The sequence below is a fragment of the Pseudomonas sp. 8BK genome (assembly GCF_902506475.1).
Lineage (GTDB): Bacteria > Pseudomonadota > Gammaproteobacteria > Pseudomonadales > Pseudomonadaceae > Aquipseudomonas > Aquipseudomonas anguilliseptica.
Map to the genome: position 1 here is coordinate 3,214,523 of NZ_LR733252.1, position 26,305 is coordinate 3,240,827.

Annotated in this window: 28 protein-coding genes; 9 read left to right on the forward strand and 19 right to left on the reverse strand. The window is 59.9% G+C overall.

Annotation, left to right across the window (positions count from 1 at the left end; translation table 11 throughout):
- Position 1 precedes the first annotated feature (1 nt).
- The 3 genes from ACIN8IBEIGE_RS15060 to ACIN8IBEIGE_RS15070 form a co-directional block, all read right to left on the reverse strand.
- Entirely contained in the window at positions 2–2,338 is a 2,337-nt protein-coding gene (locus ACIN8IBEIGE_RS15060; protein ID WP_160015368.1) for an EAL domain-containing protein, read from the reverse strand.
- Positions 2,325–3,011 (reverse strand): methylamine utilization protein, encoded by a 687-nt coding sequence (locus ACIN8IBEIGE_RS15065; RefSeq protein ID WP_372239991.1) that lies wholly within the window; start codon positions 3,009–3,011, stop codon positions 2,325–2,327. Before ACIN8IBEIGE_RS15065 ends, ACIN8IBEIGE_RS15060 begins: the two co-directional genes overlap by 14 nt.
- A gap of 179 nt (positions 3,012–3,190) precedes the next feature.
- Positions 3,191–3,943 (reverse strand): AraC family transcriptional regulator, encoded by a 753-nt coding sequence (locus ACIN8IBEIGE_RS15070; RefSeq protein ID WP_160015369.1) that lies wholly within the window; start codon positions 3,941–3,943, stop codon positions 3,191–3,193.
- A 238-nt stretch (positions 3,944–4,181) separates the two neighbouring features.
- Between ACIN8IBEIGE_RS15070 and ACIN8IBEIGE_RS15075 the strand changes: the two genes are divergently transcribed.
- From ACIN8IBEIGE_RS15075 to cmoB, 5 genes are all read left to right on the forward strand, one after another.
- Positions 4,182–4,916, forward strand: coding sequence for a hypothetical protein (locus ACIN8IBEIGE_RS15075; protein ID WP_160015370.1), 735 nt, complete (start codon positions 4,182–4,184; stop codon positions 4,914–4,916).
- A gap of 40 nt (positions 4,917–4,956) precedes the next feature.
- Positions 4,957–5,352, forward strand: coding sequence for a protease inhibitor I42 family protein (locus tag ACIN8IBEIGE_RS15080; RefSeq protein WP_160015371.1), 396 nt, complete (start codon positions 4,957–4,959; stop codon positions 5,350–5,352).
- Positions 5,353–5,584: 232 nt separating this feature from the next.
- On the forward strand, positions 5,585–6,220 hold the full coding sequence (locus tag ACIN8IBEIGE_RS15085; RefSeq protein WP_160015372.1) for a lysoplasmalogenase: 636 nt from the start codon (positions 5,585–5,587) through the stop codon (positions 6,218–6,220).
- A 69-nt stretch (positions 6,221–6,289) separates the two neighbouring features.
- A complete protein-coding gene (gene cmoA, locus ACIN8IBEIGE_RS15090) occupies positions 6,290–7,066 on the forward strand; it encodes a carboxy-S-adenosyl-L-methionine synthase CmoA (RefSeq protein WP_160015373.1) in 777 nt (258 codons plus the stop codon).
- Positions 7,063–8,031, forward strand: a complete 969-nt coding sequence (cmoB, locus tag ACIN8IBEIGE_RS15095; RefSeq protein ID WP_160015374.1) for a tRNA 5-methoxyuridine(34)/uridine 5-oxyacetic acid(34) synthase CmoB — start codon at positions 7,063–7,065, stop codon at positions 8,029–8,031. The genes cmoA and cmoB overlap by 4 nt, the downstream gene beginning before the upstream one ends.
- A gap of 61 nt (positions 8,032–8,092) precedes the next feature.
- Here cmoB and pdxJ read toward each other — a convergent pair whose 3' ends face one another.
- The 12 genes from pdxJ to rpoE form a co-directional block, all read right to left on the reverse strand.
- Complete coding sequence (pdxJ, locus tag ACIN8IBEIGE_RS15100) at positions 8,093–8,839, reverse strand: pyridoxine 5'-phosphate synthase (protein ID WP_160015375.1); 747 nt, start codon at positions 8,837–8,839, stop codon at positions 8,093–8,095.
- The gene (gene recO / locus ACIN8IBEIGE_RS15105; RefSeq protein ID WP_160015376.1) at positions 8,832–9,530 is read right to left on the reverse strand and encodes a DNA repair protein RecO; all 699 of its coding nucleotides are present in this window, start codon (positions 9,528–9,530) and stop codon (positions 8,832–8,834) included. Before recO ends, pdxJ begins: the two co-directional genes overlap by 8 nt.
- Before the next feature lie 42 nt (positions 9,531–9,572).
- On the reverse strand, positions 9,573–10,475 hold the full coding sequence (era, locus tag ACIN8IBEIGE_RS15110; protein ID WP_090383668.1) for a GTPase Era: 903 nt from the start codon (positions 10,473–10,475) through the stop codon (positions 9,573–9,575).
- Positions 10,468–11,157, reverse strand: a complete 690-nt coding sequence (gene rnc / locus ACIN8IBEIGE_RS15115) for a ribonuclease III (RefSeq protein ID WP_160015377.1) — start codon at positions 11,155–11,157, stop codon at positions 10,468–10,470. Before rnc ends, era begins: the two co-directional genes overlap by 8 nt.
- Complete coding sequence (locus ACIN8IBEIGE_RS15120; RefSeq protein WP_160015378.1) at positions 11,154–11,531, reverse strand: DUF4845 domain-containing protein; 378 nt, start codon at positions 11,529–11,531, stop codon at positions 11,154–11,156. Before ACIN8IBEIGE_RS15120 ends, rnc begins: the two co-directional genes overlap by 4 nt.
- A 104-nt stretch (positions 11,532–11,635) precedes the next feature.
- Positions 11,636–12,490 carry a signal peptidase I gene (lepB, locus tag ACIN8IBEIGE_RS15125; protein ID WP_160015379.1) on the reverse strand — a complete coding sequence of 285 codons (855 nt, stop codon included), beginning with the start codon at positions 12,488–12,490 and terminating at the stop codon, positions 11,636–11,638.
- A 6-nt stretch (positions 12,491–12,496) separates the two neighbouring features.
- Positions 12,497–14,296, reverse strand: coding sequence for a translation elongation factor 4 (gene lepA / locus ACIN8IBEIGE_RS15130; RefSeq protein WP_160015380.1), 1,800 nt, complete (start codon positions 14,294–14,296; stop codon positions 12,497–12,499).
- Positions 14,297–14,443: 147 nt separating this feature from the next.
- Positions 14,444–15,826 carry a DegQ family serine endoprotease gene (locus ACIN8IBEIGE_RS15135; protein WP_372240020.1) on the reverse strand — a complete coding sequence of 461 codons (1,383 nt, stop codon included), beginning with the start codon at positions 15,824–15,826 and terminating at the stop codon, positions 14,444–14,446.
- Between the two features lie 82 nt (positions 15,827–15,908).
- Positions 15,909–16,364 (reverse strand): SoxR reducing system RseC family protein, encoded by a 456-nt coding sequence (locus ACIN8IBEIGE_RS15140; RefSeq protein ID WP_090383639.1) that lies wholly within the window; start codon positions 16,362–16,364, stop codon positions 15,909–15,911.
- The gene (locus ACIN8IBEIGE_RS15145) at positions 16,361–17,308 is read right to left on the reverse strand and encodes a MucB/RseB C-terminal domain-containing protein (RefSeq protein ID WP_160015382.1); all 948 of its coding nucleotides are present in this window, start codon (positions 17,306–17,308) and stop codon (positions 16,361–16,363) included. Before ACIN8IBEIGE_RS15145 ends, ACIN8IBEIGE_RS15140 begins: the two co-directional genes overlap by 4 nt.
- Before the next feature lie 22 nt (positions 17,309–17,330).
- Complete coding sequence (locus tag ACIN8IBEIGE_RS15150) at positions 17,331–17,924, reverse strand: sigma-E factor negative regulatory protein (RefSeq protein ID WP_160015383.1); 594 nt, start codon at positions 17,922–17,924, stop codon at positions 17,331–17,333.
- Positions 17,925–17,955: 31 nt separating this feature from the next.
- Positions 17,956–18,537, reverse strand: coding sequence for an RNA polymerase sigma factor RpoE (gene rpoE / locus ACIN8IBEIGE_RS15155; protein WP_160015384.1), 582 nt, complete (start codon positions 18,535–18,537; stop codon positions 17,956–17,958).
- A gap of 367 nt (positions 18,538–18,904) precedes the next feature.
- Between rpoE and nadB the strand changes: the two genes are divergently transcribed.
- Entirely contained in the window at positions 18,905–20,521 is a 1,617-nt protein-coding gene (gene nadB, locus ACIN8IBEIGE_RS15160; protein ID WP_160015385.1) for an L-aspartate oxidase, read from the forward strand.
- Here the strand turns inward: nadB and ACIN8IBEIGE_RS15165 are convergent.
- Both ACIN8IBEIGE_RS15165 and ACIN8IBEIGE_RS15170 read right to left on the reverse strand, forming a co-directional pair.
- Positions 20,490–20,942, reverse strand: coding sequence for a protein YgfX (locus ACIN8IBEIGE_RS15165; RefSeq protein WP_160015386.1), 453 nt, complete (start codon positions 20,940–20,942; stop codon positions 20,490–20,492). The genes nadB and ACIN8IBEIGE_RS15165 overlap by 32 nt on opposite strands.
- Entirely contained in the window at positions 20,926–21,180 is a 255-nt protein-coding gene (locus ACIN8IBEIGE_RS15170) for a succinate dehydrogenase assembly factor 2 (RefSeq protein WP_090383608.1), read from the reverse strand. Before ACIN8IBEIGE_RS15170 ends, ACIN8IBEIGE_RS15165 begins: the two co-directional genes overlap by 17 nt.
- A gap of 174 nt (positions 21,181–21,354) precedes the next feature.
- Between ACIN8IBEIGE_RS15170 and ACIN8IBEIGE_RS15175 the strand changes: the two genes are divergently transcribed.
- The 3 genes from ACIN8IBEIGE_RS15175 to ACIN8IBEIGE_RS15185 all read left to right on the forward strand — a co-directional run bounded on the left by ACIN8IBEIGE_RS15175 (position 21,355) and on the right by ACIN8IBEIGE_RS15185 (position 24,010).
- On the forward strand, positions 21,355–22,296 hold the full coding sequence (locus ACIN8IBEIGE_RS15175) for a folate-binding protein YgfZ (RefSeq protein WP_160015387.1): 942 nt from the start codon (positions 21,355–21,357) through the stop codon (positions 22,294–22,296).
- 47 nt (positions 22,297–22,343) lie between these two features.
- Entirely contained in the window at positions 22,344–23,180 is an 837-nt protein-coding gene (locus tag ACIN8IBEIGE_RS15180; RefSeq protein WP_160015388.1) for an HDOD domain-containing protein, read from the forward strand.
- Positions 23,181–23,248: 68 nt separating this feature from the next.
- Positions 23,249–24,010: an ABC transporter substrate-binding protein gene (locus ACIN8IBEIGE_RS15185; RefSeq protein ID WP_160015389.1), complete on the forward strand. Its 762-nt coding sequence runs from the start codon at positions 23,249–23,251 to the stop codon at positions 24,008–24,010.
- 1 nt (position 24,011) lies between these two features.
- Here ACIN8IBEIGE_RS15185 and ACIN8IBEIGE_RS15190 read toward each other — a convergent pair whose 3' ends face one another.
- Positions 24,012–25,406 (reverse strand): sensor histidine kinase, encoded by a 1,395-nt coding sequence (locus ACIN8IBEIGE_RS15190; protein ID WP_160015390.1) that lies wholly within the window; start codon positions 25,404–25,406, stop codon positions 24,012–24,014.
- Positions 25,407–25,443: 37 nt separating this feature from the next.
- A complete protein-coding gene (locus tag ACIN8IBEIGE_RS15195; protein ID WP_090383599.1) occupies positions 25,444–26,115 on the reverse strand; it encodes a response regulator in 672 nt (223 codons plus the stop codon).
- Positions 26,116–26,305 lie beyond the last annotated feature (190 nt).

A 26,305-nucleotide genomic window follows, 5' to 3' on the forward strand; every position in this document is an offset into this window, starting at 1 on the left:
GTCAATGCACCAGGGTCGAGGAGGCATGGGTGTATTGCGCCATCCAGGTTTCAAAGGCTTTCGCCGCCAACGGCCGGCTGATCAGGTAGCCCTGAGCGGTATCGCACTGCCAGCGCCCGAGCAGTTGCAGGCTGCGCTCGAACTCGACACCCTCGGCCACAACCTTGAGGCCCAGGCTGTGGCTCATCTCGATGGTCGAGCGCACGATCACCGAGTCTTCACTGGCATCGTCCAGGTCACGGATAAACGACTGGTCGATCTTCAGTTCCTGCACCGGCATACGCTTGAGTTGTGTCAGGGAAGAATAGCCCGTACCAAAGTCGTCTACCGACAAGCTGATGCCACATGCCCGCAGACCATGCAGCACCTGCAGGGCGAGTTCGGGATTGAGCATCACCCCGCTTTCGGTGATTTCAAAAATCAGCTGCTCGGGCGGCACCTGGTACTCGGCCAACAGTGCACTGACCCGCGCAGGCAACTGCGGATCGATCAGATCTTCGGTGGAGATATTCAGCGACACCTGCACGCGCAGCCCGCGCCCGGCCCATTCACGCAGCTGGCGCATGACTTCCTCAATCACCCAGGCGGTCAACAGCTGAATGCTGCCGGTGCGCTCGGCCAGCGGAATAAACTCGCCCGGCGAGACCATGCCCAGCACCGGATGCTGCCAGCGCAGCAAGGCTTCGGCCTGACGCACCTGGCCAGCGGCAATGTCCAGTTTCGGCTGATAGTGCAGCAACAGCTCGGCCTTGCTCGGCGCATGGCGTAGATCACGAATCAGGCGAATCTGCCGCTGCTGGGCATCATCACGACCGCGCTGGTAGACCTGCAGATGGCTGGGCATGCCGGCGGCATCCTGCATGGCGATGCTCGCTCGGCGCAGCAGCTCTTCCGCGGCGTTGCCATCGACCGGGTAGCTGGCAATGCCGATACGGCAATCCAGAGCGAAGTCATGGGTGGCGACGCGCAACGGTTTGAGCAGCAGCTGCTGCACCTTGTCGGCGATGCCCACGGCGCTGTCGCTGTCGGTGTTTTCCAGCAGCAGGAGAAACTCATCGCCAATAATCCGCGCCACGCTATCGCCAGGGCGCAGAACCGCTTGCAGGCGTCGACTCAGCTGCTGCAACGCCAGGTCGCCGCCCTCCGCGCCCAGGCTTTCATTGACCGCGCGAAAATTGCCTACCCCCAGGTACAGCAACGCAGTGGGCCGTCCGGCCGTAATCGCGCTGCCCAGTCGTTCCAACGCCAGGGTGCGGTTTGGCAAGCCGGTCAGCGCATCATGCAACGCGTTGTGCGCCAACTGCCGCTCACGCTCGGCGATACCTTGCTGCATGGCCTTAAAGGCCGTGGCCAAACGCCCTAGCTCATCACCACGCTGCAGGTCCAGGCTGGCCTGATAATCGCCCTGCCGCACCCGCTCGGCGACGGCCGCCAATTGCTGCACCGGCTGCGACACCGAACGCGCCAGCAACAGGGCACCTCCCAGGGAGGCAGTCAGCGCCACCAGGGCAATCAGCAGAATATTCTGATCAAGAGGCGCAAACGCCTGCTGCGCCTGGCTCAGGGACTTATGCAGCAGCGCGCGCACCTCAAAGCCATCGCCGCTGGCCAGCACCAGGGTCTGATTAAGGTAAGACTCGGCACCGATCAGGCTTACCGCATCATTTGCCAGCTCGGCCATGCTGCCTTGCAGTTGCTCACGCTGTGCCGGCTGCAGGGTGCTGATCCAGATATCGGCCACGCCGTCCTGGGTCGCCAACAGGGTCAGGTCCAGGTGAGTCAGTTCGCGTAATTCGGCGGCAAATACATCATCAACCTGAAAGCCCATCATCACCCGCGCAATCGGCAACGGCGCGGTGACCGTGGCCTGCACCAGCAGGTAGATCTTGTCGGCAATCGGCATCAGGAATATCTGCACGCCCTCGCGCTGGCGCTGCATCACCTGTGCGCTGAGGCGCTGGGCTGTTTTGCCGCTGATCTGCCGATCACTGCTGACCTCCAGATTGCCATCCAGGTCCAGCATCATTACCGCGCTGGCGTTGATCCGTGCACCGTGGTTGGTCAGGGCCGAGCGAATGGTCTCAGTGTCGCCACTGGCCACGGCATCCTTAAAGCCAAAATCGGCGGCCAGCACCTGCACCGCATCGTGCAATTGACGGCCGCGCACTTCGAGCAACTGCTGAAACACCAGGCTGCCCACATCCAGCTGCTCACGGGCCTGGCTGCGTACGGCGGCGTTGGTGGCGGTCTGCACGGCCGCATAGAGCGCACCGATCACCACCAACAGCAGCAGTACCAGTACGCCGGCGATGCGCGCCTGAAAACTATTGCGCAGCATCGCGAGCCTTCTTGAACGCATCACCAAAGGCGCTGGCCGGCGCACTCGGTGCTGCCTGGGTGGCAGGCGCCTGCATGGCCAGGGTAAAGCGCTGCTGGCTGCCGGCCTCCGTCAGCTGCACCTGGCCGGCAGCCTGCGGCAACATCTCCGGCGCTTGCGGGTGCCACAGGCTGACTGTGTACGTGCCGGCCGGCAGCTGCTCCAGGTTCAGCTTGCCCTGCGCATCGCTGACGGCAAACCAGGGATCGTCGGTGACATAGACATAACCCACCATCCAGTCATGGATATTGCAGCCAAGCACCACTACGCCGGGCGTGTCGAAAATCACCGGTTCGCTGGGCGTGCCCTGATACAGGCGCAGTTCAAAGCGCTTGGCGAGGGAGAACGAATAAACGTGATGGCGAATATTGTCGCTATTGGGGAACGACACCGAGGTGCCGCTGCGCACGGCCAACACATTTGGCGCAAATTGTTGTGAGCGCTGATCCATCACCGCAGCAGCAGGTGCAACCTCAGGTGCAACCGCGCTGCGCAAACTGAGCACGGCATTGGCCAAAGGCTGGCCTTGGCTATCCACCAACTCGGCTTGCAGGCTGGCTGCATGCAGCGGTACGCCGAGCAGCAACATCCCCAGCAGCGAAAGCGTGAACGACAGGTGCAGGTGCTTGTTCATCAAGACTACTCGTACTCTGGGGGGGGCACACTTGACTATGAACAGCATCCTTGCCCGGGCACAGTAAATGTCTCTGTGAGCCACAGCTTAGTCGGCAGCGTGAAGAAGTTCACGCTTCGTCGGGGTCGCTGCCGGTTATGCCCGCCATCCGCGATGGACAGCAGCCCGGCACGAAGGGCTTATTCGGCGCTGCGCAGGCGTTTCGGCGTCAGGCCCAGGTAGCGGCGCATGGCGGTGGTCAGCGCGCTCTGGCTAGAAAAACCGCACTCTTCAGCGATGCGAATCAGCGGCAGGCCGCTTTCGCGCAACAGCCGCACGGCGCGGTCCAGACGGGTTTTCAGCAAGTACTGGTGCGGCGTAAGGCCGACGCTGTCCTTAAACTGTGCATGGAAATGACTGGGGCTCAGACAAGCCACCTGCGCCAGCTCGGCCACGCTGATGCGCCGCGCCAGATGTTCGAAGATATAGCTGTCGATTCTTTCCAGATTCAGCGCCCCCACAGGCCGCGTATGGGGCTCGCCAAACAGGCGCAGGTGCAGGGCGCGCAGCAGCACACCGCCCAACGCGCGAGGCAGCAATGGATCAGAGCCATAACGTTCAAGCTCGGCGCCGGCATAGCTCAGCAGGTTCTGGAAATCGGCATCCAGTTGCGGGTAACGCGGGGTTTCGAACAGGCGAGTCAGCAATTGCAGGTCTTCGCTGGAGGTGCCCTGCTCATCCAGATCGATGATCAGCATGCGGTTATCACCCATACCGGCGAACTGGTGATCGGCATCCCCTGGCACCAGGCAGGCACGCATCCGGCAGACTTCGCCGCCGCGACCGTTGACCTCAAACTCCGCGCGCCCAGCCAGCGACAACACCAGTTGATGATGGTCGTGGGTGTGTTCGTGGGCTTGGTCATCAAGACGCATCAATCGCGCGTTGAACATGAAAAGTGCAACCCTGGAAAGCAGAGGTGCAACTTTAACCTTTTGCCCGGTAAAACTGCAGCCTGCACGACAAATGGGCAGCACCCGCACCAAAAACTCGCCACACCATTAAAAGCGCCCGAATACAGGGCAAACAGTTGGCCGCCAGCCCATGCAAAACGCCTGAAACTGGGCCTTTGCGATGCCTGGCAAGGGATTTGCTCGACCGGAAAACCGTTCGGTTTCAGGAAACCAGCTTATGGTCATCAGCATTGCTCTCGCCCTGGCATTGGCGCTGTTACTCACTGGCCACTTCCTCAGCCAGCTCGCCGGCAAACGCCACCAGCAGCATCTCAATGAGCTGCAAGCTGAACTGCTGCAACGCGCGATTGATCTGCTGCAAACCCTGCAAAAACACCGTGGTCTGGGTGCCCAACAAGATCTGCTCAGCACCAGCCAGCGCAACGTCTTGGCCCGTCAACTCGACCAGCTCTGGCTGAACTGGCCCGGCCCGAGCCTGCAACTTGCCCCGCTACAGCAGGATTGGCCACGCCTGCGGCGCAACCCGGCGGACTTTGCCGCGCATTGCCAGGTTATCGACGGTTTGCTGGAGGTTATCGCCACACTCGAGTCCCGCCTGCACCAGGCTGGCAATTCACAAATAGAGGGCATCGCCCAGGCCTGCCATGGCCTGGAAAACCTTGCGCGCCTGCGCGGTCTGAGCGTACGTGCGGCCAATTACAGTCAATCCCCGCCAAGCCTGAAACAGCAGATTCAGCAACTCTGCCTGCTGCTGGAACAATCACCCGTCGGCGCCTCATTGCAGCAGGCGCTGCAGCGCCTGGAACATGAGCTGATCGACAGCCGCGAAGTACGCCTGGCACCACACGAATGCTTTGCCCTGCTCACACCGCTGATCGACGAGTATGTCCAGCAGTTGCGCGCGCCATTGCAGGCGGCGTTCGCAGCACGGGCTCCCGCAGGGCAGCCCTAGCGGCTATGCTGGCAGCCTCGACTTTTGCCAGGAGTTCACCATGCTTGCCCCCCGCCTGACAGTGGCACTCAGCCTTGCACTGCTCGCAGCCTGCGCACAAAAGCCCAGCAGCGTTACCCTGGAGCAGAACCAGCAGGGCAAATGCCCGCTGTCGTTGCACGTCGGCCAGCAATTCAACCTGCGCCTGCCGAGCAACCCCACCACCGGTTTCCGCTGGCTGCTGCGTGACTCCGCGCCACAGGTGCTGAAAAGCCTTGGTCCCGAGGTCTACAGCAACCCGGAAGATGCCGGCCTGGTCGGCAGCGCCGGGGTTTCCACCTGGCGTTTCGAGGTCGCGCAGGCCGGTGAAGGCCAATTGATCCTGACCTATGAGCGCCCCTGGGAAGTCGGCGTTGTGCCCGCACAGCGCTTCAACTGCACGATCAAGGTGCGCTAGCAGACCGTTGAAAACGTAGGCAGGCAGCGTAAAGCAATAACAGGCGAAAAGCTGAAATGAGCATTTTGAGACGCCGCGTCCCAGCCTGTTTTTAACGCGGCGATGACACCGTAGGTAGTTTTTCAACAGCCTGCTACTGGCGCGAAATGCTGCTCTAACTGGCATCCACGGCGTGGTCAGTTAATTGGCGACACGCCATAGTGCAGACCTTGCGCGCTTCAAGGAAAAGCTCATGCGTTATCTGCTACCGGGTTTGCTGGGCGCTGCCGTGTTTCTCTATGCACGGCTTAACGGTCTGAGCGAGCTGGGCCTGCTCAGCAAAGGCATCCCGGTCATCGCCCTGTTGCTGTGGCTGCGAACGGCACCCGGGGGACTGTATAGACGCTGGATCTGCCTTGGTCTGCTTGCCTCGCTGGCAGGCGACATTCTGCTCGACTGGCCGGCGGATCTGTTCGTCTTCGGCCTCGGCGCCTTCCTGCTGGCGCATCTGGCCTACTTGCGCGCCTACTTCAGCGACTGCAAACAACCGGCCTGGCTGGCCCTGCTGCTGGCCCTGGGCACAGGCGGGACGATGTTTGCCATCCTCGCCAGTGCCAACCTGGGTCCGCTGCTGATCCCCGTGGCCTGTTACGCTCTGGCTATCAGCGCCATGCTCTGGCGCGCCCTCGCCCGCCTCGGTCAACCAGGGCTGCCCAGTGCCTCAACGCGCCTGGCCGCTGTAGGTGCCGCGCTATTTGTGCTGTCCGACAGCCTAATCGGTATCAACCGCTTTGTTGCTCCCTTTGAGGCGGCGCCACTGGCGATCATGCTCAGCTACTGGCTAGGACAATGGGCTATCGCGGCCTCGGCCTTTAAACAGGCCCGCTAAGCCATCGCCGCACAGATTTGCGACCAATAACGGCAATCAAGGTTTGGCTATACCGCGCACTTGGCTAAAATGCCCGGCTTTATTGACCAGTGCGCAGCCATCGTGAGCAAACAGCCCGACCGTCTTTTCGCCCAACCCCTGGCCCAGGTGCCGGACTTCGTGTTCAACGAAGATGTGGTGCGGGTCTTCCCCGACATGATCAAACGCTCGGTGCCGGGTTACCCGACCATTGTCGAGAACATCGGCGTACTTGCCGGTCAGTTCGCCCAGCCGCATAGCGTGCTGTATGACCTCGGCAGCTCCCTCGGTGCAGTGACTCAGGCGTTGCGCCGCCACGTGCAGATCGACGATTGCCGAGTGATCGCCGTGGACAACTCCAGCGCCATGGTCGAGCGCTGCCGCGAATACCTGCATGCGCAGGACGCGATGTTTCAGGAGCTGCTGCCCGTCGAGGTGATTGAAGCCGACATTCTCAGCCTCGACTTGCAGCCAACTTCGCTGGTGGCACTGAACTTCACCCTGCAATTTATCCAGCCTGACCAACGCCTCGAATTGCTCACGCGGATTCGCCAGGCCCTGCTGCCCGGTGGCGCGCTGATTCTCTCGGAGAAGCTGCGTTTCGAGGACGCGCAGCAGCACGAACTGCTGAGCGAGCTGCATATCGCCTTCAAGCGGGCCAACGGTTACAGCGAACTGGAAATCGCCCAGAAGCGCAGCGCCATCGAGAAGGTCATGCTGCCCGACAGCCTCGAGCAGCACCGCGAACGCCTGCTCTCCGCCGGCTTCAGTCAGGTAGTGCCATGGTTCCAGTGCCTTAACTTCGCCTCGATGATTGCCCTGCCATGATCAGCCGCCTCGACCTCGACGCCCTACAAGCCACCCTTGCCGGTACCCCGCTGCAGGACTGGTCGGCCGATCTGCCCGGGCAGATCGACGCCAAACTGGCCATCGGCCATGGCGACCTGCCGCGCTGGTACGGCGCAGTACAGGCCCTGCCGGAACTGAACGTCGAACAGTTGGAGCTGCTGCACCGTTTCACCTTCGACGGCGGCTGCGACGAACCAACCCGCGCTACGCTGAAAACCGCACTGCAGGGCCTGATCCCCTGGCGCAAAGGGCCATTTCACCTGTTTGGCGTGCATGTCGACACCGAATGGCGTTCGGACTGGAAATGGCAGCGAGTTGCGCCCTACCTCGACCTCAAAGGCAAGCGCGTGCTGGATGTCGGCTGCGGCAACGGCTACTACATGTGGCGCATGCTCGGCGCGGGCGCGGACAGTGTGATCGGCATCGACCCCAACTGGCTGTTTCTCTGCCAGTTCCTGGCGATGAAGAACTACCTGCCCGACCTGCCCGCCTGGCACCTGCCGCTGGCGTTCGAAGAATTACCCGGCAAGCTGCAAGGCTTTGACACAGTCTTTTCCATGGGCGTGCTCTATCACCGCCGCTCCCCCATCGATCATTTGATCGACCTCAAGGACTGCCTGGTCAAGGACGGCGAACTGGTGCTGGAAACCCTGGTGGTGGAAGGTGACGCGCAGCAGGTGCTGGTTCCCGAGGACCGCTACGCACAGATGCGCAACGTCTGGTTCCTGCCTTCGGTACCGGCCCTGGAACTGTGGCTACGCCGCGCCGGCTTCGTCGATGTGCGCTGCGTAGATGTCAGCACAACCAGCGTGCAAGAGCAGCGCTCGACCGAGTGGATGCGCTTCCAGTCGCTGCCGGAATTTCTCGACCCGGCCGACCATAGCCGCACCATCGAAGGCCTGCCGGCACCGAGCCGGGCGGTGCTGATCGCCCGCAAGCCATAATCCCGTAAGGTGGACATGCACCTGCATATCCACCGCCTGCCGGACCCACTTACATCTTTAGCTAGCCGCGGTTGGCCGCCGCGACGATCAGCGTCTTCATCTCTGCCACCGCCTGCTTAAAGCCGACAAATAGCGCGTGCGCCACTAGGGCATGGCCAATGTTCAGCTCGTTGATCCCGGCAATCGCTGCCACCGGCTCCACGTTGTGATAGTGCAGACCGTGACCGGCATTAACAATCAGCCCATGCTGCAGACCGCAGGCCACACCGTCGCGAATTCGCGCCAACTCACGCGCCGCCTCTTCCGGGGTATGCGCATCGGCATAACGACCGGTGTGCAGCTCGATGGCCGGTGCGCCGACGCGCTTGGACGCCTCGATCTGCTGCGGGTCCGGGTCAATAAACAGCGACACTGCGCAGCCAATCTTGCTAAGTCGCTCCACGGCGGCGCAAATCCGCGCCTCCTGTCCTGCCACATCCAGGCCACCTTCGGTGGTCAGCTCCTGACGCGTCTCCGGTACCAGACAGACGTGCTCAGGGCGAATGCTTTCGGCAAAGGCGAGCATTTCCTCGGTCACGCCCATCTCGAAGTTCATGCGCGTCTGCATGACTTCCTTGAGCAGGCGCACATCACGCTCCTGGATATGTCGGCGGTCTTCACGCAGGTGCACGGTGATACCGTCGGCCCCGGCCTCTTCGGCGTCCAGCGCGGCCTTGACCGGGTCCGGATAACGGGTGCCACGGGCCTGACGCAGGGTGGCCACATGGTCGATGTTTACACCCAGCAGAATACGATTGGCATCAGTCACGGCTTGGCTCCTTGAGCGTCATAAACAGTTCGCGGCTGACCAGTGGTCGGCCACCTAAATGGGGGGCTAGAGCCTGGCGCATCAGACGCTTGGCAGCAGCCAGGGCGCCGGGCGCAGTCCAATCCGCGTCGGCCATCGCCAACAATTCGGACCCTTGAAAAGCGCCGGGCTGCAATTGGCCAATCGGCACCAGCCCGGTTTCGGTATGCAGTCGATACAAACCCGCGGGGGCGATAGGCTGGCCTTCGCTGTCCAGATCCAGGGCGAAACCATAGCCCAGCTCATCGAGCAGACGCCATTCAAAAGAGCGCAATAAAGGCTCCAAGGCACGGCCCTCAGCCAGGGCCAGCACAGTCATGGCGTAATGCTCAAAAATAGTGGGATGGGGATCTTCAGCAGGCAGCAGGCGAATCAGCAGCTCATTGAGGTACAGACCGCTAAACAGCGCCTCGCCCACCAGCAGATTGGGGATACCGGCGGGATCGAGACGGCCAACATTCTTCAGCTCACCACGTCCGCGAAACTCGGCCTCCAGCGGGATAAACGGCCGTGCCAGGCTGCCGGCCTTGCCCCGTGCACCGCGTAATACTGCACGCAGACGACCCTGCGGAGTGAGAAAGTCCACCAGCGCACTACTTTCGCGGTAGGCACGAGTGTGCAGGACATAGGCGGGTTGACTAGGGGCAAGCATGGGTTTACTCGCAAAGCGGGCGCAAGCGCGCCCGAGGGCAACTCAGATGTTGTCGTAACCCAGGGAGCGCAGGGCGCGCTCGTCATCGGACCAGCCACCCTTGACCTTGACCCAGAGGTTGAGCATGACCTTGGAGTCGAACATCACCTCCATGTCCTTGCGTGCTTCCTGGCCAATGCGTTTGATCCGCTCACCCTTGTCGCCGATTATGATTTTTTTCTGGCCATCACGCTCGACCAGGATCAGGGCGTGGATATGCAGGATGCGCCCATCGCGCTTGAACTCCTCAATTTCCACGGTGATCTGGTACGGCAACTCGGCACCCAGCTGGCGCATGATTTTCTCGCGCACCAGTTCGGCGGCGAAGAAGCGGCTGGAACGGTCGGTGACCTGATCTTCCGGGAAAAAGTGCACGCCTTCCGGCAAATGCTCTCCCACCAGTTTTTCCAGAGTATCGAGGTTATGCCCATGCTGTGCGGAGACCGGCACGATTTCGGCCTTCGGCAACTGGGTGGCCAGCCACTCCAGATGTGGCATCAACTCGGTCTTATCTTCGATGCGATCGGTTTTGTTGATCGCCAGAATTACCGGGCCTTCAACATATTGAACGCGCTCAAGCACCATCTGGTCTTCATCGGTCCAGCGAGTGCGATCGACCACGAAGATCACCACGTCGACATCCTTCAGCGCCGACGAGGCGTTCTTGTTCATGTAGCGGTTGAGCGCTTTTTCATTGTTTTTGTGCAGGCCGGGGGTATCGACATAGATCGCCTGCACCTCACCCTCGGTCTTGATGCCGAGCATATTGTGTCGCGTGGTCTGCGGCTTGCGCGAGGTAATCGCCAGCTTCTGCCCGAGAATGTGGTTAAGCAGCGTCGACTTGCCCACGTTGGGCCGGCCGACGATGGCGACATAGCCACAGCGTGTAACAGGTGAATCAGTCATTGCCATTCTCCACACCCAGGGCGATCAGCGCGGCAGCGGCCGCAACCTGCTCGGCGATACGCCGGCTGGCACCCTGCCCCAGGGTTTTATCATTAAGTAGGGTGATCTGACATTCGACCACGAATGTCCGGCAGTGCGGCTCACCCTGGATATCCACCACTTCATAACGTGGCAGTTCACAGCCACGTGACTGCAGAAACTCCTGCAGACGGGTTTTCGGATCCTTGTTGGTGTCGACCAGGGTCAGGCTGTCCAGCTCAGTGGTCAACCAAGCCAACACACGCTCGCGAGCCGCATCCATCCCAGTATCAAGATAGATGGCACCGATCAGCGCTTCCAGAGCATCGGCGAGAATCGACTCACGGCGGAAACCACCACTTTTCAGCTCACCAGAGCCCAAGCGCAGGTACTCACCCAGATCGAAACCACGGGCCAGAATGGCGAGGGTCTCACCCTTGACCAGACGCGCGCGCAAACGTGACAACTGCCCTTCACGGGCCAGCGGAAAACGCTGAAACAGCGCCTCACCAGCAACAAAGTTGAGGATCGCATCACCGAGAAACTCCAGACGCTCGTTATTGCGCCCGGCGAAACTGCGATGGGTAAGGGCCAGGATCATCAGCTCCTGGTCCTTGAAGGTATAACCGAGCTGCCGCTCGAGACGGGCTAACGACGCACTCACGGCATACGCACGCGGAATTCTTTATCGAAGCGCACGACCAGATCGATATTTTCGATCAACGGCTCACGCTTCTCATATTTCAGGTGCACGCGAAATTCGTTGTTTTCGATTTTTACTTTAATCGCGTCCTCCATATTCAAATCGCGAATGCTATTGACCTGCATGCCCTTGCTGATATGGCTGTAAAAGTCATTGACGCTGCGAACATCAGCTGCCTTATCGGTCTCAACCGAAGTAATCATTTTCTCCAGCGACATATAGTCGAAGTAATGCGGCAAAACCTTGAACGCCGCACTAGCTAAAAAAGCGACTACCGCCAACACCATCAACCAACTAAGAATCGACATTCCCTTTTGCGAATGCACAGATTTCATATTTGTCCCCATATTCAAGTTATGTAAAAGCCATTACGGCTGGAGGCAAGACTATATATAGCCTGAGACGCTGCATTTAACAGCGTCGCAAATTCGTCAGCAGGTCAGTGAATCAGACCTACGCGGGAGAAATTCGGCAGGTTGCGCGACTTGGGATCAGGCCAGCTCATCCAGATGGCAAAAGCTTTGCCTACGATATTCTGGTCCGGCACCATGCCCAGCAGCGGTTTGGGGATGGCCGGATCATTCCAGTAACGGCTGTCATTGGAGTTGTCGCGGTTGTCACCCATCATAAAGTAATGCCCTTGCGGCACTACCCACTCGCGGCCCGGCTCAACCCGATAGCGCTGCATTTCCTTACGGATCTGGTGCTCTACCTCACCCAGTTTCTCGTTATACAGCGTCGCACTGCCCAGGCTACCTGGCTCATCGCCAATCAACTGCTGCGCTACAGATTTACCATTGATAGTCAGACGTTTGTCGCTGCTGTAGGCAATGCGGTCACCGGCTAGGCCGACCACGCGCTTGATGTAGTTGATGTTCGGGTCGCTCGGGTAACGAAACACCATCACATCGCCACGTTGCGGGTCACCGACTTCAATCACCTTGGTGTCCAGCACCGGTAGGCGAATGCCATAGGCAAACTTGTTGACCAGAATAAAATCGCCCACTTCCAGGGTTGGCTTCATCGAGCCGGATGGAATCTGGAAAGGCTCGACCAGAAACGAGCGCAGCACCAACACAATCGCCAGCACCGGGAAGAACGATTTACCGTACTCCACCAGCAAAGGTTCTTTGTTCAAGCGTTCCACCACCGCCTCATCAGGCTCACTGACCTGACCGTGATAGGTGTTGATAGCCGCTCGCCGGCGCGGAGCCAGAAAGATCAGATCGAACAACGCCAGCGCACCACAAACGGCGACGGCGATAACCAGTAACAGCGGGAAATTGATCGACATAGGACCTTAACTATCCAACCTGAGCACAGCGAGGAAGGCTTCCTGTGGAATTTCCACGTTACCGACCTGCTTCATGCGTTTCTTACCGGCCTTCTGCTTTTCCAGCAGCTTGCGTTTACGGCTGACGTCACCGCCGTAACATTTGGCCAATACGTTCTTACGCAACGCCTTGACCGTAGTCCGCGCCACAATCTGCCCACCGATGGCTGCCTGAATGGCCACATCGAACATCTGCCGAGGAATCAGCTCTTTCATCTTCTCGGTCAACTGACGACCTTTGTAATGAGCGTTGTCCTTGTGCACGATCAGCGCCAACGCATCGACCTTGTCACCGTTGATCAACACATCCAACTTGACCAGATTGGCCGACTGGTAGCGATCAAAATGGTAGTCCAGAGAGGCATAACCACGACTGGTGGATTTCAGGCGATCAAAGAAGTCGAGCACCACTTCATTCATCGGAAGGTCATAGCGCACCTGAACCTGAGAACCAAGGAACTGCATATCACGCTGCACACCGCGTTTTTCGATACACAGGGTAATCACGTTACCCAGATGCTCCTGCGGCACCAGAATAGTGGCCTGCACGATCGGCTCGCGAAAGTCTTCTACGGACGAGACATCCGGAAGTTTGGACGGGTTATCGACGTAGATCGTCTCGCCGCTCTTCAGCGCCACTTCGAAGATTACACTTGGCGCCGTGGTGATCAGATCCAGGTTGTATTCGCGCTCCAAGCGCTCCTGAATGATCTCCATGTGCAGCATGCCGAGGAAGCCGCAACGAAAGCCAAAGCCCAGGGCATCGGAACTTTCCGGTGAATATTGCAGCGACGAGTCGTTCAGCGTGAGTTTCTGCAGGGCATCGCGGAAGTCCTCGAAATCATCCGAGCTGACCGGGAACAGGCCGGCGTAGACCTGCGGCTGGATGCGTTTGAAGCCGGGCAGCACTTCCACATCAGGGGTGGCCGCCAAAGTCAGGGTATCGCCCACCGGCGCGCCGTGAATATCCTTGATGCTGGCGATGATAAAGCCCACTTCGCCGGCTTTTAGATCGGCGGTGGCCGTATGCTTGGGGTTGAAAACCCCGACGCTGTCCACCAAATGCGTCTTGCCAGTGGACTTCACCAGCACCTTGTCACCTTTCTTGATCCGGCCATGGCGCACACGCACCAAGGAGACCACACCCAGGTAGTTGTCGAACCAGGAGTCGATGATCAGCGCCTGCAATGGCGCATCGATATCACCGGTCGGTGCCGGGATTGTGTGCACCAACCGCTCAAGCACCTCATCCACACCCAGACCGGTCTTGGCGCTGCAGGTCACAGCGTCGGTTGCATCAATACCAATGATCTTTTCGATCTCTTCTTTGACCCGGTCGGGTTCAGCCTGAGGCAAATCGATCTTGTTCAGCACCGGCATGACCTCAAGGCCCTGCTCGATGGCGGTGTAGCAGTTGGCAACCGACTGCGCTTCCACGCCTTGACCGGCATCGACCACCAGCAGTGCGCCTTCGCAGGCTGCCAGGGAGCGGCTGACCTCATAGGTGAAATCTACGTGACCGGGGGTATCGATGAAGTTCAGCTGATAGGTGATGCCGTCTTTAGCCTTGTAATACAGGGTAACGCTGTGCGCCTTGATGGTGATCCCGCGCTCACGCTCCAGATCCATGGAATCCAGTACCTGGGCTTCCATTTCACGGTCGGCCAAGCCGCCACACATCTGGATAAACCGGTCGGCCAAGGTCGACTTGCCGTGGTCAATGTGGGCGATGATGGAGAAATTGCGGATATGACTCAAATCACTCACGGATCAACACTCAAAAAGGTCGCAGGCGACTGCCCGCCGAAAATAGCCGCGAAGTGTACCCGAAAGCCACCTTGCACGTCATCAAGGCCGCACGGCAGCACTATGTAAAAGGGCGACCGAAGTCGCCCTTTTAGCCTGCCTGCACCGTTAATCGGCCAGCTTGAAGGTAATAAAGCTGGCGCGCCCCTGACGCAGTACACGCATCGATACCGACCGATTTTTCGGCAGCGCCTGCGCCACCTCGGTAAAGGTCTTGGCCGAGTTGATCGCCTGATTGTTCAGATGAGTGATTACATCACCCGGACGCAAACCAATCAGCGCAGCCGGACCATCCTGCACTTCGGAGATCACGACACCACCCTTAAGATCAAGACTCTTCTTCTGCTCGGCAGTCAACTCAACCACCTTGACCCCAAGACGATTGCTGCTGCGTTCAACCCCAGGCGCGGCAGTGCCAGCCAGTGCTTCGCCATCTTCAGGCAGCGCACCAATGCTCAGCTTCAGCTTCTTGCGTGCACCATCGCGCACCACATCCAGTTCGGCGCTGCTACCTGGCTTCAGCGCACCGACCAGATGCGGCAGGTCAGCAGACATGATGATCGGCTTACCATCCAGACTGAGAATCACATCACCTACCTGCAAGCCGCCCTTGGCAGCAGGCCCCTCTTCCAGCACCTGCGCCACCAGCGCACCAGCCGGCTTATCCAGACCGAACGACTCAGCCAGATCCTTGTTCACCTCCTGAATCACCACACCCAGCCAGCCACGACTGACCTTGCCCTCAGCCTTGAGCTGGTCGGCCACATCCATCGCTACACTCATGGGAATGGCGAACGACAGCCCCATAAAGCCACCGGAGCGGGTGAAAATCTGCGAGTTGATACCGACCACTTCACCGGCCAGGTTGAATAGTGGGCCGCCAGAGTTACCCGGGTTGATCGCCACATCCGTCTGGATAAACGGCACATAGCTCTCGTTTGGCAAGCTACGGCCTTTGGCGCTAACGATCCCGGCGGTCACCGAGTGATCGAAGCCGAATGGCGAACCAATCGCCAAGACCCACTCGCCGACCTTTAACTCTTCTGACTTGCCCAACTTGACGGTTGGCAAGCCAGCACCCTCAACTTTAAGCAGCGCAACATCGCTACGCGGGTCAGTGCCGACCAGCTTGGCTTCCAACTCACTGCGATCTGACAGGCGTACGATGATCTCATCAGCATCAGCAATCACATGGTTATTGGTCAGCACGTAACCATCAGCGGAAATGATAAAGCCCGAGCCCAGCGACTGAGCTTCACGCTGACGACCACCGCCAGGCGCACGTGGCATCTGCGGAATATTGCGCTCGAAGAACTCGCGAAACATCGGCGGTAGACCTTCCAGGTCAGGCACATTGAGCTGACCACTGCCAGCAACCGCGCGATCCGGCATTTTCTGCCGGGTACTGATATTGACGACCGCAGGCGACGCCTGCTCAACCAGCTCGGTAAAATCCGGCAGGCTCGCCTGAGCAAACAACGCTTGCCCCATCAGCAGCACGGCAAATAACGCAGTAAATGAAGATTTCAGACCAAGCTTCGACATACAACTCCCCATCAGGCCAGCAAAAGTCTTAAAACGCTGCTACGGCACCGCCAAGCAATGCACGCAACACCACCGGTTGTAACGCCGGATCACCGGCGGTGACACGACTGCGCCAGCGCACCGCGCAGCAGGCAAAGGCAAAACCGAACAGCGCACTGAGTATGACCCAGGGCTCGCTCAAGCCCGCCTGCCCAGCAAGAACAGCCGCAGCAAACAAACCGAGCAACGGCAGCAGATAAACCAGCAGCGAACCACGCACCAGCAGATCTTCGCGCACACCGATAATGACTGCATCGCCAACATTCAGCTGCAGATCTGACAATGCACGCACATAACCACGACGACTATTTGTCCCGAGCTGATCAAGCAAACCCTGGCCGCAGCCAGCTTTGACAGAGCAACTGGAGCAGGTGCTTTTACGCAGGGTTTCGACCCAGACAGCGCCGGACTCAACCGCAACGACCCGCCCCTGCTCCTCGATCATTGCTCCACCTCGGCCGCTGAACGCATCGACAAGGCCACTCGCTCAGCTGTGCCCAAGGGTATTTCGCCGACCACGGTGACCATGACGTCGCCATCATCAGTCTTCAGTCTGCGCGAAACCGCTACAGTGGGGCCCAGCTGGGTACGGACGTCCTCAACGGCGGCGCCACGTAAAGGCTCCATGAAGACGGAAAAGCGCGCCAGGCCATCGCCATACACCTGACAGGCGACTGGCTCGTCCGATGCTGGGCTGCGGCGTTGGGTAACCGAACTCAGACTAAAGCCTGGCGGCAACCAGTCAGAACGCCAGGCTTCGACTGCATCCATCTGAGCAGGAGACAAACGCACCGGACGGCAACCTGTGCCAGGCTCAAGGTTAGAGCCTGCAGGTACTTCGGTTTGCAGCTGGGTAAACTGGAAGCGCTCAAGTAACTGCCCCCTGTCATTGACCAGCAAGGACTTGAGCGGCAAGCCCGTTTGCTGATCAAGGTGCAACTCGATGCCATAGCGATGCTGATCGCGCGGCACCAGGGCCAGCACGTTGGTGGCCCGTCCCGCCACGCGGGACTTGCCGAGCACACGCAGCTCATACCACTCATTCAACTGCTCGGCATTCAGCGCCCGGGCGGGCCACAGCTGGCTGTCGATCAATTGGTCAGCCAATGCACCACTTGCGCATTGCACCTGACCGTCGACACGCAACACTTCCTGCGCGGAGCCATCCAGCTGCAACAAGCGCTCACGCAAGGCACCACCCTCACCGACACGGTGCCAGATGCTGTGTGTCGAAAAACTACCATTGCGCTCGTAAACAAAGGTGCCCTGAAAACTCTGTGTGCGTTCGGCATCTGCCAAACGCTGCAGCAAGGCACGACCTTCATCGGCAATTGCCGGCAGCGCCAGCCAACTGCCCAGCAACAGAACGCCTAAAGGAATAAAGCGCATGCGATTCCTTAACAACGGGCCGTTAACGGGTTTCCAGACTGGCTGCACGCGCGTAAGGCAGCGCACCTTCGCTCGTACTCATGGCTGCCTGCTGCGCATGCTGGCGCAGATAAGCAGGCAGACGCTGCTCATGCCAGCCAGGCTGACCCTGCCCCACAGCACTGGCCGCAGGAGCCGCTTGTTCCTCGGATGTATTGAAGCCTGCCAGCATGGCCGGCCCACTGACCTGAGGGATATTCAACACCGGCTGACTGGATTGCTGCGCCAATTGGGCACCGGTGATGTCGTCCTGGTTGTAAAAACGCACACCCGCCAGCACTGCCACGGTAACCGAAGCTGCAACAGCCAGGCGACCCACAGTGCGCCAAGGGCCGTGCTGTACTTGTTGCGCAACCGGGGCAACATCATCAGCAAGGGCTGCGGATACAGCAGCGGCAATATCCAGACGCGGCTCAAGCAGCTCTTTGTGCATAACCGCCCGAGCAATCTGGTAACGCGACCAGGTTGCACGCAATTCAGGGTCATCACTGGCCGCCAGCACTCGCCTTAATTCAAGTTCATCCGCTTGGTTATCCATCACCGCGGACAGCGATTCCTGCAGGGTTTCACGACTCATGGCGGTTCCTCTCTTGGCTGACGCCGCTGTCTCAGGTTTCCTGCAGCAACGGCTGCAGGGATCGATCAATAGCCTCACGCGCCCGGAAAATTCGCGAACGCACGGTGCCGACTGGACACTGCATGACGCTGGCAATGTCCTCGTAACTCAGACCATCAAATTCACGCAAGGTTAGCGCTGTACGTAAATCTTCCGGCAACAGTTCGATGCTGCGGTGCACGGTGGCCTCGATCTCGTCGCGCAACAGGGCGCGCTCCGGCGATTCGATGTCCTTGAGGGCATGATCGCCATCATAGAACTCGGCATCCTCAGCACTTACATCACTGTCTGGTGGGCGCCGACCACGCGACACCAGGTAGTTCTTCGCTGTGTTGATGGCAATGCGATACAGCCAAGTGTAGAACGCACTGTCCCCACGAAAATTACCCAACGCCCGATATGCCTTGACGAAGGCTTCCTGCGCCACATCCTGTGCCTCATGGGTGTCATGCACAAAACGCACGATCAACCCGAGAATCTTGTGCTGATACTTGAGCACCAATAGATCAAATGCACGCTTGTCGCCACGCTGTACGCGCTCGACCAGTTGCTGATCATCTTCCTGGGTTAGCATGAAAACTCCTCATAAGGTTTGAAGGAGCGTAACGCCAACCCTTTACTCGGTCTGCCAAAGTAGACTTGGGCATTACGCAAAAGTTCTCTCCTTCAAACAAGCTTCCTGCAGAACACTTAAAAGTCCTGCACGGAATAGCGCAGCAAAGGGACTCCACCACTGCGCTTGTAGTCTGGACCAGCCGTCGGCAAGGCAAAACCGCAGGCCGCTGCAAAGACGCCTGACTCAGGCGAATTACCATCTAAACAACCGCCTATGGAACCCGAAACGCTTAAAAAGTTCCCGAGTAACGCACTTGGTCATAAGCCGGCTATTGTGCAGCCCCCCCCCTCTATATACTAGAGGCCGCTTTTCGCGGAATTCGGACATGAGCCAACATTACCAACACGACGTTCTGGTTATCGGTAGCGGTGCCGCCGGCCTGACCCTGGCCCTCACCCTGCCTGAACACTTGCGCATTGCCGTTCTGAGCAAGGGCAACCTGTCCAACGGCTCGACCTACTGGGCGCAAGGTGGTGTGGCGGCAGTGCTAGACGATACCGATACCATCGAGTCGCATGTCGAAGACACCCTCAATGCCGGTGGCGGCCTGTGTCGCGAGGACGCTGTGCGCTTCACCGTGGAGCACAGCCGCGAAGCCATCCAGTGGCTGATCGACCAGGGCGTGCCCTTTACCCGCGACGACCAGACCGCTCGCGAAGACGGCGGCTTCGAATTCCACTTGACCCGCGAAGGCGGCCACAGCCACCGACGCATCATCCATGCTGCCGACGCCACGGGCGCGGCGATCTTCAACACATTGCTGGAACAGACCCGTCAGCGCAGCAATATCGAACTGCTGGAGCAGCGTGTCGCCGTCGACCTGATTACCGAGCGCAAACTTGGCCTGGAGGGCCAGCGCTGCCTGGGCGCTTACGTGCTCAACCGCGCCAGCGGCGAGGTCGACACCTTTAGCGCACGTTTTGTGATTCTCGCCACCGGCGGTGCAGCCAAGGTTTATCTCTACACCAGCAACCCGGACGGCGCCTGCGGCGACGGTATCGCCATGGCTTGGCGCGCCGGCTGTCGAGTCGGCAACCTGGAATTCAATCAGTTCCACCCGACCTGCCTGTACCACCCAAAAGCCAAGAGCTTTCTGGTCACCGAAGCGCTACGTGGTGAAGGCGCACTGCTCAAGCTACCCAACGGTGAACGCTTTATGCCGCGCTTCGATGAGCGCGCCGAACTAGCGCCGCGGGATATCGTCGCCCGCGCCATCGACCACGAGATGAAGCGCCTAGGGATCGACTGCGTGTTCCTCGACATCAGCCACAAACCGGCTGACTTTGTGAAATCGCACTTCCCTACCGTCTATGAGCGCTGCCTGGACTTCGGCATCGACATCACCAAAGAACCGATTCCAGTAGTACCGGCTGCGCACTACACCTGCGGCGGCGTATTGGTCGACCAGAGCGGCCGCACCGATATCCCCGGCCTGTATGCCATTGGTGAAACCAGCTTTACCGGCCTGCATGGGGCGAACCGCATGGCCAGCAACTCGCTACTGGAATGCTTCGTCTATGCCCGCTCAGCGGCCGAGAACATCCTCGCTGAGCTCGACCAGATCAGCATGCCGAGCACGCTACCGAGCTGGGACGCCAGCCAGGTCACCGACTCGGATGAGGACGTGATCATTGCGCACAACTGGGACGAACTGCGGCGTTTTATGTGGGACTACGTCGGCATCGTGCGCACCAACAAGCGCCTGCAACGGGCCGAACACCGCGTACGCCTGCTGCTTGATGAGATTCACGAGTTTTACAGTAACTACAAGGTCAGCCGTGACCTGATCGAGCTGCGTAACCTGGCCCAGGTTGCCGAGCTGATGATCCGTTCGGCCATGCTGCGCCACGAAAGCCGCGGCCTGCATTACACCCTGGACTACCCGCAGCAGTTGACCGAGGCCAAGGATACTATTCTGCTGCCGCCCACCTATGGCGACTGAATTTCAGCCTCACCCGTAAGCGGCGGTGCTGATCACGCGCCAGGCTATCGCTGGCAATGCACAGCGAGCGTACGCGGCGCTGCCCGGCCAGACGAAAGCGCAGCAGCACAACCTGCGGTAAAGCCAGGCTATCAGGGTGCAACTCGATAGCCTGCCAGCCCTGCGCCGCGCTATGTACCTGCCAACCATCCGCCGTGTAACGCAGCGCCCGGTAAGCCTGTGGCGCACTCAGCAGCAGATGGCGTGGCAGTACCCAGGCAGCATGGGCGAAACAGAAGCCCATTCCGAGCAACCGCGCCCAAATGGGAATATCCACCAGCACCAGACTGAGCAGCGCCCCCCCCTGAATCAGGGCATAGCAGGCCAGCAGCCGCCGTGAAGGCTGCCACTGACACTCGAAGGCATCACTTGGGCTGGACACGGTCCAGAATCATCCGAACCATGCGCTTGAGATCGGCATCTTCCGGCTCGCCGCGCTGCATAAACCAGCCGAACATATCCTGATCTTCACATTCGAGCAGTTTGCGATAGCGCTCACGGTCAGCTTCATCGAGGTGTGGGTACACCTCCCTGACGAACGGCACCAGCAGCACATCCAGCTCCAGCATGCCGCGGCGGCTGTGCCAAAAAAGACGATTGAGTTCAATCGAGTCAACCATGGGTATGCTCCTTGGATAAGGCGCGCAGTATACCGATGAAAAGCCCCACTGTTGACCGCACGCATCACCCGACCAGGCATTGCGCCGAGACGAAGCAGCGGCAAGCGCTGACAAGGCGCGAGGCGCGCTCTATGATGAGCCCCCTAACTTTTATCCAGCGATACCTAATCCACCATGGCCGATACCGCGTTCTATTGCACCCTCAGCCACGAAGGCATCCTCGCCGTGCGCGGCCCGGACGCCAACAAGTTCCTCCAGGGCCAAGTCACCTGCAACCTCAACTACCTGAGCGACAACCATTCCAGCCTGGGCGCACGCTGCACCCCCAAGGGCCGCATGCAGTCGAGTTTTCGCATTGTCAGCGTAGATGACGGTTTCCTGCTGGCGATGGCCAGCGATTTGCTCGAAACGCAACTGGCTGACCTGAAGAAATACGCCGTCTTCAGCAAATCCAAGCTCACCGACGAAAGCCAGGACTGGCTGCGCATCGGCCTAAGCAATGGCGATGACGCCCTGCGCAGGCTTGGCCTTGAGCTTGCCGAGACCGCCGACAGCGTCGCACGCAGCAATGAGTTGCTGGCCCTGCGCCTGAGCGATGGCCGCGCCGAACTCTGGCTGCCCGCCGGTCAGCCCGCGGCCGTACAGGCGCAATTGGCCAGCCACCTGCCGCAAGCGCCGCTGAATGACTGGCTACTGGCGCAAGTACGCGCTGGTATCGGCCAGGTCATGGGCAGCACCCGCGAGCTGTTTATTCCGCAGATGATCAACCTGCAGGCCGTAGGCGGCGTGAGTTTCAAAAAAGGCTGCTACACCGGCCAGGAAATCGTCGCGCGCATGCAGTACCTGGGCAAACTCAAACGCCGCCTGTATCGCCTGGAGCTGCACGACAATCAGCTGCCAGAGCCCGCCACTGCGCTGTTTTCGCCGCCCCACAGCTCCAGCGTTGGTGAAGTGGTGCTGGCCGCGCGCAGTCCGGCAGGCGTCGAACTGCTTGCCGTACTGCAGGACGAAGCCGCCCTGAATGGGGTGATTCACCTGGGTTCTGCCGAAGGCAGCACGCTGAGCGTGCTCGATTTGCCGTATACACTGGACCCAGACCGCGAAATACAGCGCTAAGCACTTACTACACTTACTATTGCCTGACCGCCTAAAGAGAATTGCCCATGAGCAAGCTTGCCGAGAAAGTCCAAAAGGAACTGATCCAGGCCATCGACAGTGATGAACTGGTTCTGCCGACATTGCCGGAGGTCGCGCTGAAAGTCCGCGAGGCAGCAGAGAATCCGGATATCGGCATCCCGCAACTGAGCAAAGTGATCGGCAATGATGCCGCCCTGACGGCGCGCATCATCAAGGTGGTGAACAGCCCGCTGCTGCGCACCAACAAGGAAATCACCGACCTGCAGATGGCCGTCGGTCGCCTCGGCATCAACTACACCTGCAACCTGGCCACGGGCCTCGCCATGGAACAAATGTTCCAGGCTACCAGCGACGTAGTTGACCGCAAAATGCGCGAAGTGTGGAACAAAAGCACAGAAATTGCCGGCATCTGCCACGTTCTCTGCAAACACTACACGCGCCTGCTGCCCGACCAAGCCACCCTCGCCGGCCTGGTGCATCAGATCGGCGTGCTGCCAATCCTCACCTACGCCGAAGAGCACAGCGAGCTGCTGGCTGACTCGATCAGCCTCAACCATGTGATCGAGCAGATTCACCCGATCATCGGCGACAAGATCCTGCGTGCCTGGGAATTCCCCGAGCTGATCGCCATGGTGCCCAGCCAGTACCTGGACTTCACTCGCGACAGCGCCAAGGTCGACTATGTCGATATCGTTCAGGTTGCCACCCTGCAGAGCTATCTGGGCAGCGAGCACCCTTATACCCAGCTGGACTGGAGCCAGATCCCGGCGTTCCGCAAACTCGGCCTGGACCCAAGCCAGAATCTGAATGAAGACGAAGATCTCTCCGCCGCGATGGAAGCGGCCATGAGCATGCTCCAGTAAAGCCCTTCACGCGCATGCAGCCGAATGCAACTAGACTGAATACAGTCCCCACAATTGGCTTACGGCTCATGCGCGCCCTGCTGTTATCTGCCCTGTTTAGCCTGTTTTGCGGTGCTTTGACCGCTGCAGAACCGGTGCGCCTGACCAACGGTGAATGGCCGCCTTACTTGGGCGAACAACTGCCGCATAAGGGCGTTGCCTCACGCATCGTTGCCGAAGCCTTTGCTCTGCAGGGGATTGATGTGGCTTGGGAATTCCACCCCTGGGCACGTTCACTGCAACTGGCCGAGCGCGGCAAACGCGATGGCAGTGCGGTCTGGCTACACAGCAGTGAACGTGAAGAAAAGTTCTTTATCAGCGACCCGGTGGTGGAAAGCGGTTACTACCTGTTCCACCGCAAGGGCTACAGCTTTGATTGGCAACAGGTTGGCGACCTGCAAGGCCGACGTCTGGTCGGCACTCGCGGCTATGACTACGGCGAAGCCTTTCAGCAGGCTGAAGCCAGTGGACAACTGCGGGTCAATCGAGTGACCAGTGATGAAACCGCCTTTCGCCAACTGATTGCCGGCCGCGTCGATCTGTTTCCGATGGACAAAGTGGTCGGCTTCGACATGCTGCATCAGCACTTCAGCGCCGCCGAACGCGCGCAACTGAGCTTTCACCCCAAGCCGCTGCGCAGCGACAGCCTGCACCTGCTGCTCTCGCGGGAGGTGCCTGGCAATGCTGAGCTGATCGCCCGCTTCAACCAGGGCCTGGCGCAACTGCGCGAAAGCGGCAAGGTCGCCCAATACCTATTGGAAATTCAGCAACCGCTTAGCCTGGCGCCCTGACTCAGACTTCTACGCCGGCAAACTCGACGCGCACCAACAAACCCTGTGGCTGCGCCTGATGCAGGCTGATTTCGGCCTGATGCGCCCGGCAGATTTCACCGACAATCGCCAAACCCAACCCCGCCCCAGAGCCCTTGTTACTGCGCCGATAGAAACGCGCAAAGACCCGCTCATGCTCTTCTGACGGAATCCCCGGGCCATCGTCTTCGACCTCCAGCACCCCTGCCAGCAATACCCGCAGGATCACATTGCCGCCGGCAGCGGTGTGCGCTAACGCGTTATCCAGCAGGTTGCACAACAGCTCGTTGAGCAGCGTCGGCTCGCCACTGACCCACACCGGCTGCTCAGCTTCCAACGCCAGGGCGATGCCCCGCGCATGGGCCAGCGGCGCCAACGCCATGCCCAGCTCACGCGCCAGCTGGCTGAGATCCAGATGCTGCGCGCCGCCCTCGGCAATCGCCCGTGCGCCGCTTTCGATACGCGCCAGCGAGAGCAGCTGGTTAGCCAGATGGGTCAGCTTGTCGGTGTTCAGCGCCGCCTCTTCCAGCGTGCTGCGCCAAATCGAAGGTTCCTGGGCACGCAACCCCAACTCGACCCGCGCCTTGAGTGCCGCCAGGGGCGTGCGCAGCTCGTGGGAGGCATCGGCAATAAATTGTGACTGGCGCTCGAACAGGCTGCGCAGCCGAGCATTGAACTGGTTCAGCGCATCAATCAATGGACGCAGCTCGCGCGGCATGCCGAGATCCGACAGCGGCTGCAGATCATCACTGGTGCGCGCCGCCACACTGCGGCGCAAGGCTTCCAGTGGCCGCAGCGCAGCGCTTACCGCCAGCCACACCAAGAGCAATGCACTTAGCGACAGCACGCCCATGCGCAGCAAGGTGCCGAGCAACAGCTCGCGGGCCATGCGCTCACGCGCGCCCTGGGTTTCTGCCACGCGGATTTCCGCCACACCGTTGAGGCCCGGCTCACTGACCGGCTGCAGCAGACTGACTACCCGTACGCCCTGTTCACGAAATTCCGCGTCGTAGAAACGCGCCAGCGCCGGATAATCCTCAGTGCGCTTGATATGGGCCGGCGGCGCAGGCAGATCTTCATAGCCCGACACCAGCGCGCCCTGCACATCCAGCACTTGGTAGTAGATACGCCCGGCACTGTCATAGGCGAAGGTGTCCAGCGCCACATAAGGCACGTTGGCATTCAGCCGCTCGGCGGTGGTGTACAACCCATCGGCAATCGCCCGCGCCGAGGCCAGCAGGGTACGGTCATAGGCGGTGTCGGCAGCGCGGCGCGCACTCCAGTAGGCACTCAGGCTACTGACCAGCAGAATCAACGCCAGCAGCAGCGCCAGGCGGCGGATCAGCCGTCCGCGCAGGCTACCCGGTTGGTTCGCCATGGCTTTGCCGCGTCCAGCCACCGACGGCCTCCAACCCTCAGTCACCGACTGCCTCCAACAAATAGCCCAGGCCACGAAAGGTGACGATGCGTACCCCGCCGCCTTCGAGCTTCTTGCGCAGGCGGTGCACGTAGATTTCGATGGCGTCGCTGCTGGCTTCCTCATCCAGGCCAAACACCTGAGCGGCCAACTGTTCCTTGCTCATCACCCGTCCGGGCCGGGCAATCATCGCCTCCAGCACCGCTTGTTCGCGGGAGGTCAGGGTCAGCAGGCCGTCAGCCAGGGTAAAACGCCGGGTGTCCAGGTCATACAGCAGGTTGCCGCAGCGCTGCTGGCGTTCACCACCGAGCACGGTACGCCGCAGCAGCGCCTTGACCCGCGCCTCCAGCTCACTCAATTCGAAGGGTTTGGCCAGGTAATCGTCAGCACCGAGGTTGAGGCCATGTACGCGGTCCTTGACCTCGCCACGGGCGGTGAGCATCAGTACCGGCAGGGTCTTGCCGCGCTCACGCAAACGCGCCAGCACCTGAAAGCCATCCAGGCGCGGCAGGCCGATATCGAGAATCGCCAGGACGTAATCCTCGCTGCTTAGGGCCAGATCGGCCGCCACGCCGTCATGCAGCATGTCCACATTAAGCCCGATGCCACGCAGGGCCTGAGCCACGCTTTCAGCCAGGGGCAGATGGTCCTCGACCAGCAGGATTCGCACGGTAATAGCACTCCACAAACTTGTTGTTATGCGCCCAGTGTAACGGCGCAGAAGCCGCTGCGAATGCCCCAGCGACTTTCTTTCAAACTGAAAGCCTGGTGAAAGCTTGACCCCCTAGCATCGGTTTCAGGTGGCTCGATCCACCGACCTGAACGACTGACGCAGTGGTGCGCAGTCGTGACAAAAACAA

Bases quoted from the DNA above. Each gene is read 5' to 3' on its own strand.
- ACIN8IBEIGE_RS15060 (WP_160015368.1), bottom strand. From the start codon at position 2,338: ATGCTGCGCAATAGTTTTCAGGCGCGCATCGCCGGCGTACTGGTACTG.
- ACIN8IBEIGE_RS15065 (WP_372239991.1), bottom strand. From the start codon at position 3,011: ATGAACAAGCACCTGCACCTGTCGTTCACGCTTTCGCTGCTGGGGATG.
- ACIN8IBEIGE_RS15070 (WP_160015369.1), bottom strand. From the start codon at position 3,943: ATGTTCAACGCGCGATTGATGCGTCTTGATGACCAAGCCCACGAACAC.
- ACIN8IBEIGE_RS15075 (WP_160015370.1), top strand. From the start codon at position 4,182: ATGGTCATCAGCATTGCTCTCGCCCTGGCATTGGCGCTGTTACTCACT.
- ACIN8IBEIGE_RS15080 (WP_160015371.1), top strand. From the start codon at position 4,957: ATGCTTGCCCCCCGCCTGACAGTGGCACTCAGCCTTGCACTGCTCGCA.
- ACIN8IBEIGE_RS15085 (WP_160015372.1), top strand. From the start codon at position 5,585: ATGCGTTATCTGCTACCGGGTTTGCTGGGCGCTGCCGTGTTTCTCTAT.
- cmoA (WP_160015373.1), top strand. From the start codon at position 6,290: ATGCCCGGCTTTATTGACCAGTGCGCAGCCATCGTGAGCAAACAGCCC.
- cmoB (WP_160015374.1), top strand. From the start codon at position 7,063: ATGATCAGCCGCCTCGACCTCGACGCCCTACAAGCCACCCTTGCCGGT.
- recO (WP_160015376.1), bottom strand. From the start codon at position 9,530: ATGCTTGCCCCTAGTCAACCCGCCTATGTCCTGCACACTCGTGCCTAC.
- era (WP_090383668.1), bottom strand. From the start codon at position 10,475: ATGACTGATTCACCTGTTACACGCTGTGGCTATGTCGCCATCGTCGGC.
- ACIN8IBEIGE_RS15120 (WP_160015378.1), bottom strand. From the start codon at position 11,531: ATGAAATCTGTGCATTCGCAAAAGGGAATGTCGATTCTTAGTTGGTTG.
- lepB (WP_160015379.1), bottom strand. From the start codon at position 12,490: ATGTCGATCAATTTCCCGCTGTTACTGGTTATCGCCGTCGCCGTTTGT.
- ACIN8IBEIGE_RS15135 (WP_372240020.1), bottom strand. From the start codon at position 15,826: ATGGGGCAAGCGTTGTTTGCTCAGGCGAGCCTGCCGGATTTTACCGAG.
- ACIN8IBEIGE_RS15140 (WP_090383639.1), bottom strand. From the start codon at position 16,364: ATGATCGAGGAGCAGGGGCGGGTCGTTGCGGTTGAGTCCGGCGCTGTC.
- ACIN8IBEIGE_RS15145 (WP_160015382.1), bottom strand. From the start codon at position 17,308: ATGCGCTTTATTCCTTTAGGCGTTCTGTTGCTGGGCAGTTGGCTGGCG.
- ACIN8IBEIGE_RS15150 (WP_160015383.1), bottom strand. From the start codon at position 17,924: ATGAGTCGTGAAACCCTGCAGGAATCGCTGTCCGCGGTGATGGATAAC.
- rpoE (WP_160015384.1), bottom strand. From the start codon at position 18,537: ATGCTAACCCAGGAAGATGATCAGCAACTGGTCGAGCGCGTACAGCGT.
- nadB (WP_160015385.1), top strand. From the start codon at position 18,905: ATGAGCCAACATTACCAACACGACGTTCTGGTTATCGGTAGCGGTGCC.
- ACIN8IBEIGE_RS15170 (WP_090383608.1), bottom strand. From the start codon at position 21,180: ATGGTTGACTCGATTGAACTCAATCGTCTTTTTTGGCACAGCCGCCGC.
- ACIN8IBEIGE_RS15175 (WP_160015387.1), top strand. From the start codon at position 21,355: ATGGCCGATACCGCGTTCTATTGCACCCTCAGCCACGAAGGCATCCTC.
- ACIN8IBEIGE_RS15180 (WP_160015388.1), top strand. From the start codon at position 22,344: ATGAGCAAGCTTGCCGAGAAAGTCCAAAAGGAACTGATCCAGGCCATC.
- ACIN8IBEIGE_RS15185 (WP_160015389.1), top strand. From the start codon at position 23,249: ATGCGCGCCCTGCTGTTATCTGCCCTGTTTAGCCTGTTTTGCGGTGCT.
- ACIN8IBEIGE_RS15190 (WP_160015390.1), bottom strand. From the start codon at position 25,406: ATGGCGAACCAACCGGGTAGCCTGCGCGGACGGCTGATCCGCCGCCTG.